Genomic DNA, 15523 nt, shown 5'->3' on the forward strand with positions numbered 1-15523 from the left:
GCGGTGGCGACGCGGCCGATGCGCATCGCCTCCGGATCGCGCAGCACGCGGGCGGTCGCCAGCACCGCGCCGTCCTCCTCCGACCACAGGAGCTCGGCGCAGGGCTCGACGTCGCGCCCGTCGAGGTCCGCGTAGGCGGCCTCTTGCTCGACCACGAACACGGCGACCCGCAGCTGCAGCAGCCGGTAGAGCAGGACCGGATCGAGCTGCGCGGCCGTGGACCGGTGGTGGGTGATCGTCACCGCACGACGGTATCGATCCGCGGCAGCGGTCCGACCAGGTCGGGGCGGACGACGGAGGGACCGAGCACGCGGCCGACGGGGCCGGTCAGCACCGTCCGCGCGCTCCTGGCGAAGGTGTGGAGCCCGCGCGTCCACACGGCCGCCGGCCGACTCCCGCACGCGCGCATCGCCTCCGCGTGCCCGACCACGAGCACCGTCGCGGCGCCGACCGCGACCGTCGACCAGACGACCGCGATCCCGAGCCGGGCGACCGCGGACCGCCGCCGGAGGTCGAGGTGCAGCCGGTCGATCTGGAACCGGATGTGCTCGCGCTCGTCCGCGACGATCCGCCTCCCGATCCCTGCGAGCACCGGATCGGGGGAGGCCGCGAGCGCCTCGAACCAGTCGAGCGCCACGGTCTCGGCGACGAGGAACAGCGCGATCTCGGTGTCGAGCCCGAGCGAGCGGCGCAGCAGCGTGAAGCTGCGATCGGTCCAGTGCCCGGGCAGCGACGGCGCCATCAGGTGCCGGAGGCCGCGGCCGAAGAGTGCGGAGTGCCGCTGCTCCTCGGCGATCAGGAGGCGGACGGCGTCGACGTAGGCCGGGTCACCCGCTCGCTCGGCGAGCCCGAGCAGATGCGTCCCCTCGCCGCTCTCACCGAGCTCGAAGCGCTGCAGCGACCGCGCGATCGCCGCGCGGGCATCCGGCGGCAGGGTGCAGGGGGCGTTCCAGTCGACGGTCGCCTCGATGCGCTCCTGCCGCACCCCGTTGCGGGTGAAGTAGTCGACCCAGGCGGTGAACGGCGCGGTGGATTCCATGCTCCCGACGCTAGGAACCGCCCGGGATCCGCCGCCTCGGCCGACGGGACGGGTCGCCTCCATCGCGGGGCGGAGATACTGGCGGACATGATCGCAGGGACGTCGCTCGAGGGGACGGTCGCGGTGGTGACCGGCGCGGCCAGGGGCATCGGCCGAGCGGTCGCGCTCGAACTCGCCGCGGCCGGCGCGGACGTGGGCGTGGGGCTGCGCGACATCGGCGCCGACAACGGGGTGGTCGCGCAGATCGAGGCGCTCGGCCGGCGCGCGGTCGCGCTGCAGCTGGACGTCACGGATCTGGCCGCGTCCCGCGCCGCGATCGATCGCGCGATCGCCGAGCTGGGCGGCCTCGACATCCTGGTGAACAACGCGGGCGGCGGCATCATGGGCGATGCGCTCGACGTGACGGAGGAGGACTTCGACGCGGTCTGGGCGCTGAACACCCGCAGCACCTTCTTCCTGTCGCAGCACGCGGCGAAGCACATGCGCACGGTCGGCGGTGGCGCGATCGTGAACGTGGCGTCGCAGGCGGGGCTCGTCGCGCTGCCGGGGGAGTCCTCCTACTGCACGAGCAAGGCGGCGGTCATCCACCTGACCCGCTGCCTCGCGGTGGAGTGGGGCCCGCTCGGCATCCGCGTGAACGCGGTCGCGCCGACCTTCATCGAGACGGACGGCACCGAGCCGGCGCTCGCCGACCCCGCGTTCCGCGCCGACACGGTGGAGCGGATCGCGGCGCTGCACCGCATCGGCATCCCGACGGAGGTGTCCGGGGCGGTCGCCTTCCTCGCCTCCCCGGCAGCCTCGATGATCACCGGGCACACGATGGTGATCGACGGGGGCTGGACGGCCCGCTGAGGTCTCAGCCGAGGTGCGGCTCGAGCAGCGCCTGGGTGGCCGGGCCGATGCGGTCGGCGGCGCCCAGCTGGTGCCAGTGCGGGTAGCGCAGCGGCTCGAGCGAGACGGCGTCGAGCCGAGCGAGCTCGTCGGTGGTCAGCTCGAGGTCCGCCGCCGCGAGGTTGTCCGCCAGCTGCTCCTCCGTGCGCGCACCGACGATGACCGAGGTGACGGCCGGCTTCGCGAGCGTGTACGCCAACGCGACCCTGGCCGCGGAGACGCCGTGCGCCTCCGCGATCGCCACCAGCACGTCGATCGTCGAGTACAGCCGGTCCTCGTCGTGCACGGGCGGCTCGGTCCAGCCCTCGAATCGGCGGGTGCCCTCCGGCGCGTCCTGCCCGCGGCGGTACTTGCCGGACAGCAGGCCGCCCGCGATGGGGCTCCAGACGAGGATGCCGAGACCCTGGTCGATCGAGACCGGCACGAGCTCGCTCTCGGCGTCGCGCGCCTGCAGGGAGTAGTAGATCTGCTGGCTGACGAACTTCTCGAGCCCTCCCCTGTCCGACGCCCAGAGCGCCTTCATCAGCTGCCAGCCGGTGTAGTTGGAGGCGCCGATGTAGCGGACCTTGCCGGAGCGGACGAGGTCGTCGAGCGCCTTCAGGGTCTCCTCGAGCGGGGTCTGCCCGTCCCACTCGTGCACCTGGTAGAGGTCGATGTGGTCGGTGCCGAGCCGGCGGAGGCTCGCCTCGGCGGCCTCGACGATGTGGTGGCGCGACAGCCCGGCGTCGTTCGGTCCGTCACCCATGTCACCGCGCACCTTCGTGGCGATGAGCACGTCGTCGCGGTTCTTCCCGAGCGCCTGGCCGAGGATCTTCTCCGACAGCCCGTCCGAGTAGACGTCGGCGGTGTCGATCAGGTTCACGCCCGCGTCGCGGGCCATGTCGACCTGGCGGCGGGCGCCCTCGACGTCGAGGTGGCCGATGGGGCTCGCCCAACCGGTGCCGCCGAATCCCATCGTGCCGAGGGTGATGGTGGAGACCCGGAGGCCGGAGGATCCGAGTTGGCGATACCGCATGGTCCGAGCGTAGGGAGATGCGCCTCCGACGACTCTGAGCCCCAGGACTCTCCGTTTTGTAGGAAGGACCTGCCTACAAAACGGAGAGTCCGCATGGACGAGCTGTTCAGGAGGTCTGGCGCGAAGAAGCCGGCGGCCGGCCCCACCGCAGCACGAAGAACGCCAGCACCGCGATCGCGGCGAAGACCCCGGAGGAGGTCAGGAACGCGGTGTGGTAGCTGTCCAGCTGGGCGAGCGCCTGCGCTGAGGGCGACGTGCCGTGGTCGCCGAGGTACCGGGTGACCGAGTCGGCTGCGAGGGTCGAGAGCACCGCGGTGCCGATCGAGCCGCCGATCTGCTGGGACGTGTTCACCATCGCCGAGCCGACGCCGGCGTCCCGCGGGTCGATGCCCTGCGTCGCGGTGTTGAAGGCCGAGGCGAAGATGCAGCCCATGCCGAGACCGAGCACGACCAGCCCTGGAGCGATCGTCGTCCAGTAGTCGCTGTCCAGGCCGATCCGGCTGAGCAGCAGCAGGCCGCCGCTGCCGAACAGGGCGCCGACGACGATCATCGGCTTCGGCCCGACGCGGGGCAGCAGGTTCGGCGCGATCAGCGTGGACGTCAGCGCGATCGTCACCGGCATCGGCAGGAACCCGATCCCGGTCTGCAGCGGCGTGTAGCCGCGCAGCGCCTGCAGGTAGTAGGCGAGGAACAGGAAGACGCCGAACAGGCCGGCACCGGTCAGCGCGACCGTGAGGTACGAGCCGCCGCGCTGGCGGTCGAGCACGACGCGGAGCGGCAGCAGCGGGTGTGCGACGCGCGACTCGAGGATCACGAACGCGATCAGCAGCACGACGCCGACGGCGAGCGAGGTGATCGTCTGCGCATCGCCCCAGCCGTTCGTCTCCGCCGACGAGAAGCCGTACACGATGCCGACGAGGCCCAGGGAGACGACGACGGTGCCCGGCAGGTCGAGCTTCGGCCGGGTGCCGGCGGGGCCCTGCTTCCCGAAGAACGTGATCGCGCCGATGATGGCGACGATCGCGAAGAAGAGGTTCACGAAGAGGCACCAGCGCCACGACGCGTACTCGGTGAGCACGCCGCCGAGCAGCAGGCCGACCGCACCACCGGATCCGGCGACCGCGCCGAAGACGCCGAACGCACGGCCGCGCTCCTTGCCGTCCGTGAACGTCGTGCTGAGCAGGGACAGCGCGGCGGGAGCCAGCAGCGCGCCGAATGCACCCTGGATGGCGCGGGCCGCGACGAGCTCGCCGAAGTTCTGCGCGAACCCGCCGAACGCGGATGCGGCCGCGAAGCCGACGAGGCCGGAGATGTAGGTGACCTTGCGGCCGAACAGGTCGGAGAGGCGGCCGCCGAGCAGCAGCAGCCCGCCGAACGCGAGGGAGTAGGCCGTGACGACCCACTGGCGCTGGTCGGAGTCGAAGTCGAGCGCCTTCTGCGCGGTCGGCAGGGCGATGTTCACGATCGTCGCGTCCAGCACGACCATCAGCTGCGAGAGGGCGAGGACCACGAGCACCCACCAGCGGTGCTCGTGCCGGGCGCCGTGACGCTTCGGCGCGCCGTCGATCGCGGGGGATTCCAGGGTCGTGTCCGCCATGCGGAGCTCCTTCGTGAACGGAGGGGTTCGCGCGGCGCTGCACAGAACTGACGCGGAGGCGCCTCCGGAGGAAAGCCGGTGGCGCCTCCGGCTATTCCGCGGACTCTCCGTTTTGTAGGACGGTCCGTCCTACAAAACGGAGAGTCCGGCCCGCTACCGGGCGGCTTCCTTCGCGGCCAGCCTCGCCTTCCGGCCGAAGGCGAGCCCGCCCATGTCCTCGAGGCTGACGCCCTTCGTCTCGGGGACGAGGAAGAACACGAACAGCAGCGAGATCAGGGCGAACGCCGCATACAGGGCGTAGGTGAAGACGAGCGACAGGTCCGCCAGCGGCGGGAAGGAGAGCGTGACCGCGAAGTTCGCGATCCACTGCGCTGCGGCCGCGACGCCGAGCGCCTTGGCGCGGATCCGGTTCGGGAACATCTCGCCGAGCAGCACCCACACGAGCGGGCCCCAGGTCGCGCCGAACGAGACCACGAACAGGTTCGCGCCGACGAGGGCGATGATGCCCCACGGGTTCGGCAGGCTCACCTCCCCGCCCGAGCCGGTCGTCGCCTGGCTGAACGCGACCGCGACGGCCACCAGGGCGATGGTCATCCCGGCCGAGCCCGCGAGCAGCATCGGGCGGCGCCCGACCTTGTCGACGATCGCGATCGCGACGAACGTGACGGCGACGTTCACGATCGCGGTGACCACCGAGATCGCGAACGAGTCCTTGAAGCCGACCGCGTTCCAGAGCGTCGTGGAGTAGTAGAAGATCACGTTGATCCCGACGAACTGCTGCAGCACCGAGAGCACGATCCCGGCCCAGACGACGGGCTGCAGGCCGAGGATCGGACCCCGCAGGCTCGCCTTCCTGGCGTTCTCCGCGTCCTCCTCGATCGAGTCCTGGATGCCGGCGACCTCGTCGTCGATCTCGTCCGGCGCGGTGGTCTGCCGCAGCACCGCGCGAGCACCCTGCTCGTCCCGCTTCGCGAGCAGGTGGCGCGGCGACTCGGGCAGCCGCAGCGCGATCACGCCGTAGAGCACGGAGGGCACGACGCCGACGAGGAACATCCACCGCCAGGCCTCGAGGCCGAACAGCAGGTGCTCGGAGGCGCCCGTCGTCCCGTTGAAGCCCGCGAACAGCGCGTCGGAGAGCAGCGCGGCGAAGATGCCGAGCGTGATCGCGAGCTGCTGCAGCGATCCGAGCCGGCCGCGGACGGAGGCGGGTACGACCTCCGCGATGTAGGTGGGGGAGACGACGGAGGCGACACCGATCCCGAGTCCGCCGACCACGCGCCAGACCATGAAGTCGCCGACGCCCACCGCCAGGCCGGCGCCGATCGAGCTGACCAGGAAGAGGGCGGCGCCGACGAGCATCGTGCGCGTGCGCCCGATGCGGTCGGCGATGCGGCCGGCGAGGTAGGCGCCGAGCGCGCAGCCGAGCAGGGCGATCGCGACCGCGAAGCCCTGCAGCGTCGGGGGGAGTGAGAAATCCTTGCCGATCGCGTCGACCGCACCGTTGACCACGGACGAGTCGAACCCGAAGAGGAACCCGCCGAGCGCTCCGGCCACCGCGAGACCGGTGACCCTCCGCTTCAGGCGCGTGAGATCCGGCGCGTCCGCGCGCTGCTGCGTCCCGCTCATGGCGTGGGTCCTGTCCGAGCGGCATGACGGCGCAGGAATCCGGTCGTGCCGCTGCGTTGCGACTGGGTTCGCGCTGCGATCCTCTCGGATGCCGACCGAAAGCGCGCTGAGCAGAAGCGGGGAGTCGTCTGCTCGCGGCTCAGGCGATGCTGACCGTCGCGACCGCCGCCGTCAGGGCCTGGTCGAGGTCCGCGATGATGTCCTCCAGGTCCTCGATGCCCACGCTGATGCGCACGAGGCCCGGCAGCACACCGGCGTCCTCGAGTTGCGACTCCGTCAGCTGCGCATGCGTCGTCGACGCCGGGTGGATGACGAGGGTCTTCGCGTCGCCGATGTTCGCCAGGTGGCTCGCGAGGTCCACCGATTCGATGAACGTGCGGCCGGCGTCCCGTCCGCCCTTGATGCCGAACCCGAACACGCTGCCCGGACCCTTCGGCAGGTACTGCTTCGCGCGCTCGAAATGCGGGTGGCTCGGCAGGCCAGGCCAGTTCACGTACTCGACGCGGTCGTCCGCCTCCAGCCACTCCGCCACGGCGCGGGCGTTCTCCACGTGCGCCTGCATCCGGAACGGCAGCGTCTCGACGCCGAGCGCGAGCAGGAACGCGGAGTGCGGTGCGAGCGCCGGCCCGGTGTCCCGCAGCTGCTCGGCGCGCAGCCGGGTGAGGAACGCGTACTCGCCGAAGTTGCCGTGCCACTCGAGGCCGCCGTAGGAGGGCACGGACTGCTCGAACAGCGGGAACCGCTCGCCGCCCCAGTGGAACCGGCCGGACTCGCTGACGACGCCGCCGAGCGTCGTGCCCTGCCCGCCGAGGAACTTGGTGGCGGAGTGCGTCACGAGGTCGGCGCCCCACTCCATCGGCCGCGACAGGTAGGGCGTCGCGACGGTCGCGTCGATCATCAGGGGCACGCCGGCGTCGTGCGCGACGTCGGCGAGGCCCTCCACGTCGGCGACCTCGCCGGAGGGGTTCGCCACGCTCTCCGCGAAGACCACCTTCGTCCGGTCGGTGATCGCGGCGGCGTAGTCGGCCGGGTCGCTCGAGCGGACGAAGGTCGTCTCGACCCCGAAGCGGCGCAGGGCGACGTCGAGCTGCGTCAGCGAGCCGCCGTAGAGGTTCGCGGAGGCGACGATGTGGTCGCCGGCGCCGGCCAGGGACGCGAAGGTGATGTACTGCGCGCCGAGCCCGGAGGCCGTCGCGACGGCGCCGAGCGCCCCCTCGAGGCTCGCGATCCGCTCCTCGAACGCCGCGACCGTCGGGTTCGCGAGGCGGCTGTAGATGTTGCCGTACTTCTGCAGCGCGAAGCGCGCGGCGGCGTCGTCGGCGTCGTCGAACACGAACGAGCTCGTCTGGTAGATCGGCAGGGCACGCGCCCCCGTCGTCGCGTCGGGGATGTTCCCGGCGTGGATCGCCCTCGTGCGGAACCCGTATTCGCGATCAGCCATGGGTTCGACGCTACCGGCCGCCCTCCGAGCGCTCGCACCGCGTGACGGCCGGTGACGGCGTCCGTTTTGAAGGAACTTCTGGGATCACGGCGCAGAAGTTCCTTCAAAACGGAATCAGGCGCGGGCGGGCTCCGTGCTCGCCCAGAGGTCCGGCTCGGGCAGCGGGGTGTCGGCCTGCACGGCAGAGATCCAGGCCGCGGTTGTCGCGACGGAGGCGAAGCCCGACGCGAGCACGATCAGCGTGCGCTCGTGCACCTGGCGCGCCGAGAGCGTGCCCGCCGGCGTCTCGAGCGGCAGCGTGCCGGAGGCGTCGGCGAGCAGTTCGACGGCGAGGCCCAGATCGGCCGCGTCGCGGGCGGTCGACTCGTCGCAGTGCTGCGTCATGAAGCCGGCGATCGTGAGCGTGTCGATGCCGTGCTCCTCCAGCCACGGCGCCAGCTCGCCCGAGCCGAAGCAGGAGACCGTCTCCTTCGTCAACAGCAGGTCGGGGGCCGCGCCCGAGACGGTGTCGTGCAGCTCGGCCCCGCGGGAACCTTCCGCGAAGACGGGGGAGTCGGCCGCGTCGACGTGCTGCACCAGCACGACCGGGATGGAGGCCTCGTGCGCGGCATCGATCGCGGCCGCGATGTTCGGTAGGCAGACATCGAGCGGCGGGAAGCCGATCGGGAGGTTCCCGTCGACGTACTCCCGCTGGACGTCGATCACGATCAGGGCACGGGTCGGGCGGTCGCTCATACCGCGACGCTACAAGGGTGACGCGCTCAGAATCGGCCGCTGACCTGGGGGAGCGCATCGGCTGCTAGTCTGGTGACACGTCCCCAGGGACGTGAGCGTCGAAGCGCACCCGATCTCCCGTCAGCGTCCACGAACCAGTGGGCATGCGGTCGAGACGGTGCCGCGAGCGGCGCGTCCAGGTGCAGAGTCCGCACCGCCGCCGCGGCGACGTACGCCGCCTCGAATCAGAGAGATCCTCCTGTGTCCGTTTCCTCCTTCGGCACGCTCGGCGTGCCGTCCTCCCTCCTCCCGGCCCTCGACAGGGCCGGTATCACGGAGCCGTTCCCGATCCAGACCGCGACGCTGCCCGACAGCCTCGCCGGCCGCGACGTGCTCGGCCGCGGCCGCACCGGCAGCGGCAAGACGCTCGCGTTCGCGCTGCCGCTCGTCGCCCGGCTCGCCGGCGGCCAGCGCCGCTCCGCCCGCCCGCGCGGCCTGGTGCTCGCGCCGACCCGTGAGCTCGCCACGCAGATCGCCGCGGTCGTGCAGCCGCTCGCCGCGGCCGCCGGCATGACCGTGACGACCGTGTTCGGCGGCGTCTCGCAGAACCCGCAGGTGAGCGCGCTCCGGAGCGGGGTCGACATCCTCGTCGCCTGCCCGGGCCGGCTCGAGGATCTCCTGAAGCAGCGTGCGCTCACGCTCGACGGCATCGAGGTCACCGTGCTCGACGAGGCCGACCACATGGCCGACATGGGCTTCCTGCCCGGCGTCACGCGGCTGCTCGGCGCGACGCCCGCCGGCGGCCAGCGCCTCCTGTTCTCCGCGACGCTCGACAACGGCGTCGACAAGCTCGTGAAGCGCTTCCTGTCCAACCCGGTCACCCACTCGGTCGACGAGAGCACCTCCGCCGTCGACACGATGTCGCACGCCGTGCTCGAGGTGCGGGACGCGGACGGCAAGCGCGAGGTGATGGAGGCGCTCGCCTCGGGCACCGACCGCCGCCTGCTGTTCGTGCGGACCAAGCACGTCGCCAAGCGCATCGCCAAGCAGCTGACGGCGGCGGGCATCCCCGCCGCGGACCTGCAGGGCAACCTGTCGCAGAACGCCCGCGAGCGGAACCTCGCCGCGTTCTCGTCCGGCGAGATCCGCGTGCTCGTCGCGACCGACGTCGCCGCGCGCGGCGTGCACGTCGACGACATCGCCCTCGTGATCCACGTCGACCCGCCGACCGAGTACAAGGCGTACCTGCATCGCTCCGGCCGCACGGCCCGCGCCGGCGCCTCCGGCACCGTCGTCACACTCGTGCTGCCCGAGCAGCGCCGCGAGGTCGCGCAGCTGCTGCGCGCCGCCGGTGTCAGCGCGTCGCCGCAGCAGGTCACGGCCGCCTCGCCCGCGGTGAAGGAGCTGATCGGCGAGGTCGCCGCCAAGGTGACGCCCGCCCCCGTGGCCGCGCAGGCGCCGTCCCGCCCCCGGGCCGACCGGCCCGCCGGCGGCGAGCGGCGCGGAGGAGCGCAGCCCGCGCGCCGCACGGCGCGGGGTGCCGACAGCGCCGAGCGCGCCGGGTCGACCGGAGGCGGTCGCCGCCAGGGTGCGGGCCGTGGTCAGGCGGGCGGCGACGACCGTCGCGCCGCCTCCAGCGGCGAGGGACGCGGTGCCCGTCGCGGCGGCGCCTCCACCGGCGGCTCGGGTGGTGCCCGCCGCGGGGGAGCCTCTGGAGGTCGATCGGGCGCGGCGCCGGTGCAGTACTCCACGTCGACCGGCGCGCCTGCCGGCTCCGCGTGGTCGCAGTACGGCGGCGAGCGCGCCGCTGCGCCGTCCGAGCGCCGCGGCGGCAACCGCCGCGCGGGCCGTGCCGGCGGCCGCCCCGAAGCCGACTGAGTGGCACTCTCCGTTTTGTAGGAAGGTCGTTCCTACAAAACGGACACTGGCGGTCCATGTCGCTGCCGTCATGTCGCGGCTGGGGGTCGGCCGCGGTGGCGGTCTGCGATGTGCGTTCCGGCAGCGGGTGTGCGTTCCGGCAGCGGATTTCGCGCGATCCGACTGCCAGAACGTCCCGATGCTGCCGGAAGGCACACATCGGCGTCGGATCCGGGGCCGGACAGCGAGTCACTCTCCGTTTTGTAGGACGGTCAGTCCTACAAAACGGAGAGTCAGGCGGTCGGGATCCAGTAGCGGCGCTTGCCGGTGCGCGAGTCCTCGTAGGCGCCGCCGGAGCGCTCGATGACCGTGCGGGAGCCGACGTTGTCCTCGTCGCAGGTGACGAGCACGCGCTCGATGCCGAGGTCGCGGGCGATCGGCAGCGCGGCCCGCAGGGCGTCGGTCGCGTGGCCACGGCGCCGCGCGGACGGCCGGACGCTGTAGCCGATGTGCCCGCCCTCCTCCAGGAGGTACGGCGTCAGCCTGTGCCGGATCTGCAGGAAGCCGACGAATTCGTCCTCGTGCACGATCCAGAGCGCGGTCGCCGGAACCCGGTCAGCCGCCCGCGGGGTCTCCTCTAGCGCGTCGGCCCGCAGGCGAGCCACCATCGCGGCTAACGCCTCCGGATGCGTGAGCGTCGCGACGTCCTCCAGCAGGTCGCTGCCGCCGTCCCGGTGCTGGGATCCGTACTCGGCCACGCCGACGATCCAGGAGGCGTGGTAGCGGACATCGGGGTGGACGAGTACGGCCATCGCATCAGTGTCCTCCAGCGGAATACCCCGCGCTCGGCCCGGTTGCTCGTGGCATGGCATCCATCTACACCGCGGAGGCGCTCTCGACCGGCGCCGGCCGCAACGGGCACGTCCGCACCTCCGAGGGCACCGTCGATCTCGACATGGCTGCGCCGAAGGAGATGGGCGGCTCCGGCGCCGGCGCGAACCCCGAGATGCTGTTCGCAGCCGGCTACGCGGCCTGCTTCCACTCCGCGCTGCTGGGGCTCGCCCGCCGCGACAAGCTCGACCTCGGCGACACGACCGTCGGCGCGAGCGTGGGCATTGGACCGGACGACGCGGGCGGGTTCGGCCTCAGCGTGCACCTCGAGGTTGTCATCCCCGACCTGCCGCACGACCGGGCGCAGGCGCTCGCCGACGAGGCGCACACGGTGTGCCCCTACTCCAACGCGACCCGCGGCAACATCGAGGTCACCGTCTCCGTCTCGGACGACTGAATCCGGATCACTCAGCGCCCCATCAGGTAGGCGTCGGCGGCGCGGCGGCCGGACACCAGGGCACCTTCGACCGTGGGTGAAGGACCGCAGGAACGTCCCGACCATCGACGGCGCCCGGACTGCTCCGATCGCCCGTTCAGTGCCGCCGGCGCGGAGCAGATCGAGGTCGTCGATGCTGTCCGCTCCCGCGAGCATCCCGGCCAGCACGGTCCGCGCCTTCGCCTCCACGTTCGCCGACGCCAGGCTCGAGCAGTCCCCGATCAGCTCCGTCAGGCCCGCCCGATCCGCGAGCTGCAGCTCCGGGACCAGACCCGCATGGGACATGAGATTCCGGTCATCGAACACCGGGAGCAGACCATGCGACGATTGCGCTTGCGGGATACCCTTCCAGACTGCGCGAACTTTGACTTCGACATCAACATTCTCCCAGACCAGAAGGGCATCCCGCCTCCCAGCGCGACCACCCCGCCCCACCAAAGACGGTGGATCAGGGCTCAGCGCGCCCCCACGGGAGGCGGGTCAATACGCTTCGAGTGCAGCGCGGAATGCGGCGTCGTCCGTGCGTACGGAGGCGGACACCAGCAGGACCGAGCCGGCCACGCGGGTGAAGGGCTCGCGGACAGGCAGGCTGACGATGGTGCGCAGCCCGCGCTCCCAGGCGGCCACCGCGGCTCGCCCCGCCCGGTATTCCGGTTCCTCGGCGAGCGCCTGCTGCTGCGCCGGCACGAGCGAGTTCAACCATGGCTCGACTGGCGCGTACGCTGAATCAAGTCGTGTTTCTCGTACCAGCGCGACCGTTACTCCCGTCTCCCCGCCGTTGTCGTATGCGTCCACGATCCGAGCGAACTCGGCAGACCATTCGGGGCTGCCGAGAGATGTCGTTGCGGTCAATGAACGCGGCGCGGGGAAAATTTCCAGGGCCGGAATATCGGGGGCAGCGGCAATCCCAGTTGCCGCTCGAAGATAGAGTAGCTCGAGTAAGCCACGTGGCCTCAGTTCGACCGTCAAAACCATATCATCCGGCCATTCCGGCCTCCGATATCGAAGCCGTCTCACTGCGTACCGTCCCGCTGCGAAACAGTCGGTAGCGGGCACGTTCGGTGCCGCTCAGTACGAATCAGTCGGGCCATAGGTGGCGCAAATCGTCCCGTCGATGAGTGTGGCAGTGGATCCGTATCGTACCGCGGCAAGTGCGCTTGAAGCCCCGCCTACCTTATGGTCATGGGTTGCGGTCCAGGTGGTACTGGCATTCAGCCCGCTGAAGTTCTCAGTCCACGCTCCGACCGTGCTCGTCGAACCATCGACGTTCCAAGTGTGCTTGAAGCTCGGCGCATACACGCTGTAGGCCGTGTTGATCCTCACCCCTTGCGAATACCTGGAGATGAAGAGGCTCGATGTGCCACAGGACCCCCGCTTGGTGTTGTTTGTGGTCGCCCCACTGCTCCCGGGAGCAGGATACTGACTGGCGATCTGCTTAGCCGATGCGGTCACCGGCACCGAATGCTGTACTCCAGCGGAGTCGGTGACGATCTTGAAGCCGTGATCTTGTGCAACCTGCGCGTCGTACCCAGATACTGAGAGCAACTCAACTCTGGATGAAGGCTCATCGACGGCGCTGGCGGGCGTCGACACTCCACCGACAACTACGGCCGACGACGCCATAAAGCAATTGCCAATCGCACTTGATAGCGGCCCAGTGAGACTCCTTTGTCTGTGTGCGCGTGGCCTGGAAAAGGACCACTGCCGGAACGGTACGCTGGTGGACAACAGTCCGCAAGAGTTCCGCTGTGTAGGAAGGTCGGGCGGCCGTAAGCGGGTCGACCACGACCACGTCGTGCCTCCGGCCACGTCGATCTCGCCGGGTCGGACCGCCTCGACTCGCGCGCCGTACTCGATCGTGCCCTCGGGCAGCCTCGCCGCGAAGGCAGGGGGGCAGCGCACCCATGCCCCCCGCTGGCACCCGACGGTGCCGAGACCAAAAGTGGGGAGCACGAACGCCGCGAAGCGGCTCGAGGTCGTCAGCTGGCGCTCCTGCAGCACGCCCTGAAGGGAGGGCGGAGGAAGTGCTCGGCGGGATCGCCGAACAAGCTGTGCCGCCGCAACGCTTCCCTCAGTTCGACGTTACTGGAGGCGGTCCTGCTCCTGTGCGCCAATCGACCTCCAGCGGCGCGCCCAGCGGGGCGGCCTGGTCGCAGTTCAGCGAGCAAGACTCCGCGCCGTCCGCCCCCCGCGGCAGCCGCCGCGCTGGCCGCGACGCGGGCCGCCCGGACTCCCACTGAGTTGGACTCCACTGAGCCGACCCGTCCCGTCCTCCAGGCGGGAGCCGTCGCTGCGGGAGGGCACTCAGCGCCCCATCAGGTAGGCGTCGGCGGCGCGGCGGCCGGACACCAGGGCACCTTCGATCGACGGGGTGTCCCGGTGGTCGCCGGCGACGTACAGCCCCTCGGCCAGGTGCACCGGCTTCCGGAGGGGGCTGCCGCCCGGCAGCGCTGGCAGCGCCTCCGGCACGCGCGTGACCGCGATCTCCTCCCACCCCACGGTGCCCACGCCCCAGATCCGAGCGAGGGTCGAGCGCAGCAGCGCATCCGGGATCGGCTCCGCGCCGAGGACGGATGAGGCGATCAGCGCGCGGCGGTCGGGGGAGTACGCCGGGGCCGCGTTCGTCATCACGACGCTGTTGGCGACCGGCCCGCCCTCCGTGTCGAGCGCGATGACCGGGCGCCGCGTCGGTGGCGCGGGCACGGCGTGCCACACCGTCGTGATCGCGTGCATGACCGGCGGCTGCAGCTCGAGCAGCCGGGCGGCCGTGAGGGGGTCGGCGGCGACGACGACCGCGTCCGCCGACCGCGTCGTGCCCCCGGCCACGTCGATCTCGCCGGGCCGGACCGCGTCCACCCGCGCGCCGTACTCGATCGTGCCCTCGGGCAGCCTCGCCGCGAGCGCAGCGGGCAGCGCCCCCATGCCCCGCGCGGGCACCCCGACGGTGCCGAGAGCGAAGGTGCGGAGCACGAACGCCGCGAACCGGTTTGAGGTCGTCAGCTCGCGCTCCTGCAGCACGCCCTGCAGGAAGGGGCGGAGGAAGTGCTCGACGGGATCGCCGGAGACGCCGTGCCGCCGCAGCGCCTCCCGCAGCTCGACGTCGCGGCCGCCGCGGCAGCGCCCGATCGGTGAGAGGACGACCTCAGCGAGGTAGACGGCCAGCCGGATGCGGTCGGCGGCGCTGCCGAGCGGTGCCGTGAGCAGCCCGACCGCGCCGCTCGGCGCCTGGCGGGGGTCGGCGACCAGGTGCGGCCCGTCCGCGTCGCGCAGCAGCGCGCCCCGGAGGAACGCGCGGAGGTCGAGCCCGGGCGGCATCCCGATGCGCTGCAGCTCGGGGTAGGCGGTGTTCAGCACCTGGAAGCCGCGGTCGATGGTGAAGCCGTCGACGTGGTCGGAGCGCATCCGGCCGCCGGGTGCGTCCGATGCCTCCAGCACCTGCACGGAGCGTCCGGCCGCGACGAGCCGGAGCGCCGTCGCCAGCCCGGCGAGGCCGGCGCCGACGACGATCACGTCGGCCTCCCGCGCGGTCACGGCGCGATCACGAGCCGCGTGACCCGATGCCCACGGACCGTGAACTCGAGGTCAGTGGTCCCGGTGAACCCGTCGCCGGAGACCAGGACGGTGACGATGAGCTGCTGGTCACCGATACCGGGCTTCACCCCGAGCAGGTCGAAGTGGGTCCGCTGCCCGATGTTGTCGCTCTGGTCCCAGGCGGCGACGCCCTCGTGCCCCACGAACTCGCGGCCCGAGTCCGACAGGAACGCGTCCTCGGTGAACGCCGCGACGAACGCCTCCGAGTCGCCGGCGTTGGTCGCATCGACGAACGCCCGGATCGCGGCGGGCACGTCTTCGGAGAGGCTCTCGCTCATGCGCCCATCGTCCCGGCCCGAGGTGGACATCCGCCGCACTCTCCGTTTTGTAGGAAGGTCCTGCCTACAAAACGGAGAGTGCGGCCGTACTGCGAGAGCAGCGTCTGCGTTCGCTCCGGAGGCGGGTGGTGCGCAGGTACATCGCCG

At 71.5% G+C, this 15523-nt stretch carries 13 protein-coding genes and 1 pseudogene; 3 read left to right on the top strand and 11 right to left on the bottom strand.

Translation table 11 applies throughout. The features are described from left to right. A pseudogene (locus ACFE67_RS02895) lies at window positions 1–242 on the bottom strand (GNAT family N-acetyltransferase); the annotation flags it as partial. Next, a complete protein-coding gene (locus ACFE67_RS02900; RefSeq protein WP_375405373.1) occupies window positions 239–1039 on the bottom strand; it encodes a ferritin-like domain-containing protein in 801 nt (266 codons plus the stop codon). The gene ACFE67_RS02900 and the pseudogene ACFE67_RS02895, both read right to left, overlap by 4 nt. Before the next feature lie 87 nt (window positions 1040–1126). Here ACFE67_RS02900 and ACFE67_RS02905 point away from each other — a divergent pair, with 87 nt between their 5' ends. Continuing rightward, on the top strand, window positions 1127–1891 hold the full coding sequence (locus ACFE67_RS02905; protein WP_375405374.1) for an SDR family NAD(P)-dependent oxidoreductase: 765 nt from the start codon (window positions 1127–1129) through the stop codon (window positions 1889–1891). Window positions 1892–1895: 4 nt separating this feature from the next. Here ACFE67_RS02905 and ACFE67_RS02910 read toward each other — a convergent pair whose 3' ends face one another. The 5 genes from ACFE67_RS02910 to ACFE67_RS02930 form a co-directional block, all read right to left on the bottom strand. Further along, window positions 1896–2945: an aldo/keto reductase gene (locus ACFE67_RS02910; protein WP_375405375.1), complete on the bottom strand. Its 1050-nt coding sequence runs from the start codon at window positions 2943–2945 to the stop codon at window positions 1896–1898. Window positions 2946–3051: 106 nt separating this feature from the next. Continuing rightward, complete coding sequence (locus ACFE67_RS02915; RefSeq protein ID WP_375405376.1) at window positions 3052–4542, bottom strand: MFS transporter; 1491 nt, start codon at window positions 4540–4542, stop codon at window positions 3052–3054. Between the two features lie 153 nt (window positions 4543–4695). Next, a complete protein-coding gene (locus tag ACFE67_RS02920) occupies window positions 4696–6168 on the bottom strand; it encodes a sugar porter family MFS transporter (protein ID WP_375405377.1) in 1473 nt (490 codons plus the stop codon). Between the two features lie 139 nt (window positions 6169–6307). Beyond that, window positions 6308–7609, bottom strand: coding sequence for an O-acetylhomoserine aminocarboxypropyltransferase/cysteine synthase family protein (locus ACFE67_RS02925; protein WP_375405378.1), 1302 nt, complete (start codon window positions 7607–7609; stop codon window positions 6308–6310). 114 nt (window positions 7610–7723) lie between these two features. After that, window positions 7724–8344: an isochorismatase family protein gene (locus tag ACFE67_RS02930; protein ID WP_375405379.1), complete on the bottom strand. Its 621-nt coding sequence runs from the start codon at window positions 8342–8344 to the stop codon at window positions 7724–7726. A 240-nt stretch (window positions 8345–8584) separates the two neighbouring features. Between ACFE67_RS02930 and ACFE67_RS02935 the strand changes: the two genes are divergently transcribed. Continuing rightward, entirely contained in the window at window positions 8585–10201 is a 1617-nt protein-coding gene (locus ACFE67_RS02935) for a DEAD/DEAH box helicase (RefSeq protein ID WP_375405380.1), read from the top strand. Window positions 10202–10473: 272 nt separating this feature from the next. Here the strand turns inward: ACFE67_RS02935 and ACFE67_RS02940 are convergent, their stop codons facing one another. Continuing rightward, window positions 10474–10992 (bottom strand): GNAT family N-acetyltransferase, encoded by a 519-nt coding sequence (locus ACFE67_RS02940; protein WP_375405381.1) that lies wholly within the window; start codon window positions 10990–10992, stop codon window positions 10474–10476. A 53-nt stretch (window positions 10993–11045) separates the two neighbouring features. Here ACFE67_RS02940 and ACFE67_RS02945 point away from each other — a divergent pair, with 53 nt between their 5' ends. After that, entirely contained in the window at window positions 11046–11468 is a 423-nt protein-coding gene (locus ACFE67_RS02945; RefSeq protein ID WP_375405382.1) for an organic hydroperoxide resistance protein, read from the top strand. A gap of 519 nt (window positions 11469–11987) precedes the next feature. Here the strand turns inward: ACFE67_RS02945 and ACFE67_RS02950 are convergent. From ACFE67_RS02950 to ACFE67_RS02960, 3 genes are all read right to left on the bottom strand, one after another. After that, a complete protein-coding gene (locus ACFE67_RS02950) occupies window positions 11988–12302 on the bottom strand; it encodes a hypothetical protein (RefSeq protein ID WP_375405383.1) in 315 nt (104 codons plus the stop codon). A gap of 1509 nt (window positions 12303–13811) precedes the next feature. Further along, the gene (locus ACFE67_RS02955) at window positions 13812–15038 is read right to left on the bottom strand and encodes an FAD-dependent oxidoreductase (protein ID WP_375405384.1); all 1227 of its coding nucleotides are present in this window, start codon (window positions 15036–15038) and stop codon (window positions 13812–13814) included. Further along, window positions 15035–15376, bottom strand: coding sequence for a nuclear transport factor 2 family protein (locus ACFE67_RS02960; RefSeq protein ID WP_375405385.1), 342 nt, complete (start codon window positions 15374–15376; stop codon window positions 15035–15037). Before ACFE67_RS02960 ends, ACFE67_RS02955 begins: the two co-directional genes overlap by 4 nt. Window positions 15377–15523: the final 147 nt, after the last annotated feature.

The sequence above is a fragment of the uncultured Amnibacterium sp. genome (assembly GCF_964244015.1).
Lineage (GTDB): Bacteria > Actinomycetota > Actinomycetes > Actinomycetales > Microbacteriaceae > Amnibacterium.

Bases quoted from the DNA above. Each gene is read 5' to 3' on its own strand.
- ACFE67_RS02940 (WP_375405381.1), bottom strand. From the start codon at position 10,992: ATGGCCGTACTCGTCCACCCCGATGTCCGCTACCACGCCTCCTGGATC.
- ACFE67_RS02910 (WP_375405375.1), bottom strand. From the start codon at position 2,945: ATGCGGTATCGCCAACTCGGATCCTCCGGCCTCCGGGTCTCCACCATC.
- ACFE67_RS02960 (WP_375405385.1), bottom strand. From the start codon at position 15,376: ATGAGCGAGAGCCTCTCCGAAGACGTGCCCGCCGCGATCCGGGCGTTC.
- ACFE67_RS02945 (WP_375405382.1), top strand. From the start codon at position 11,046: ATGGCATCCATCTACACCGCGGAGGCGCTCTCGACCGGCGCCGGCCGC.
- ACFE67_RS02900 (WP_375405373.1), bottom strand. From the start codon at position 1,039: ATGGAATCCACCGCGCCGTTCACCGCCTGGGTCGACTACTTCACCCGC.
- ACFE67_RS02930 (WP_375405379.1), bottom strand. From the start codon at position 8,344: ATGAGCGACCGCCCGACCCGTGCCCTGATCGTGATCGACGTCCAGCGG.
- ACFE67_RS02915 (WP_375405376.1), bottom strand. From the start codon at position 4,542: ATGGCGGACACGACCCTGGAATCCCCCGCGATCGACGGCGCGCCGAAG.
- ACFE67_RS02905 (WP_375405374.1), top strand. From the start codon at position 1,127: ATGATCGCAGGGACGTCGCTCGAGGGGACGGTCGCGGTGGTGACCGGC.
- ACFE67_RS02920 (WP_375405377.1), bottom strand. From the start codon at position 6,168: ATGAGCGGGACGCAGCAGCGCGCGGACGCGCCGGATCTCACGCGCCTG.
- ACFE67_RS02925 (WP_375405378.1), bottom strand. From the start codon at position 7,609: ATGGCTGATCGCGAATACGGGTTCCGCACGAGGGCGATCCACGCCGGG.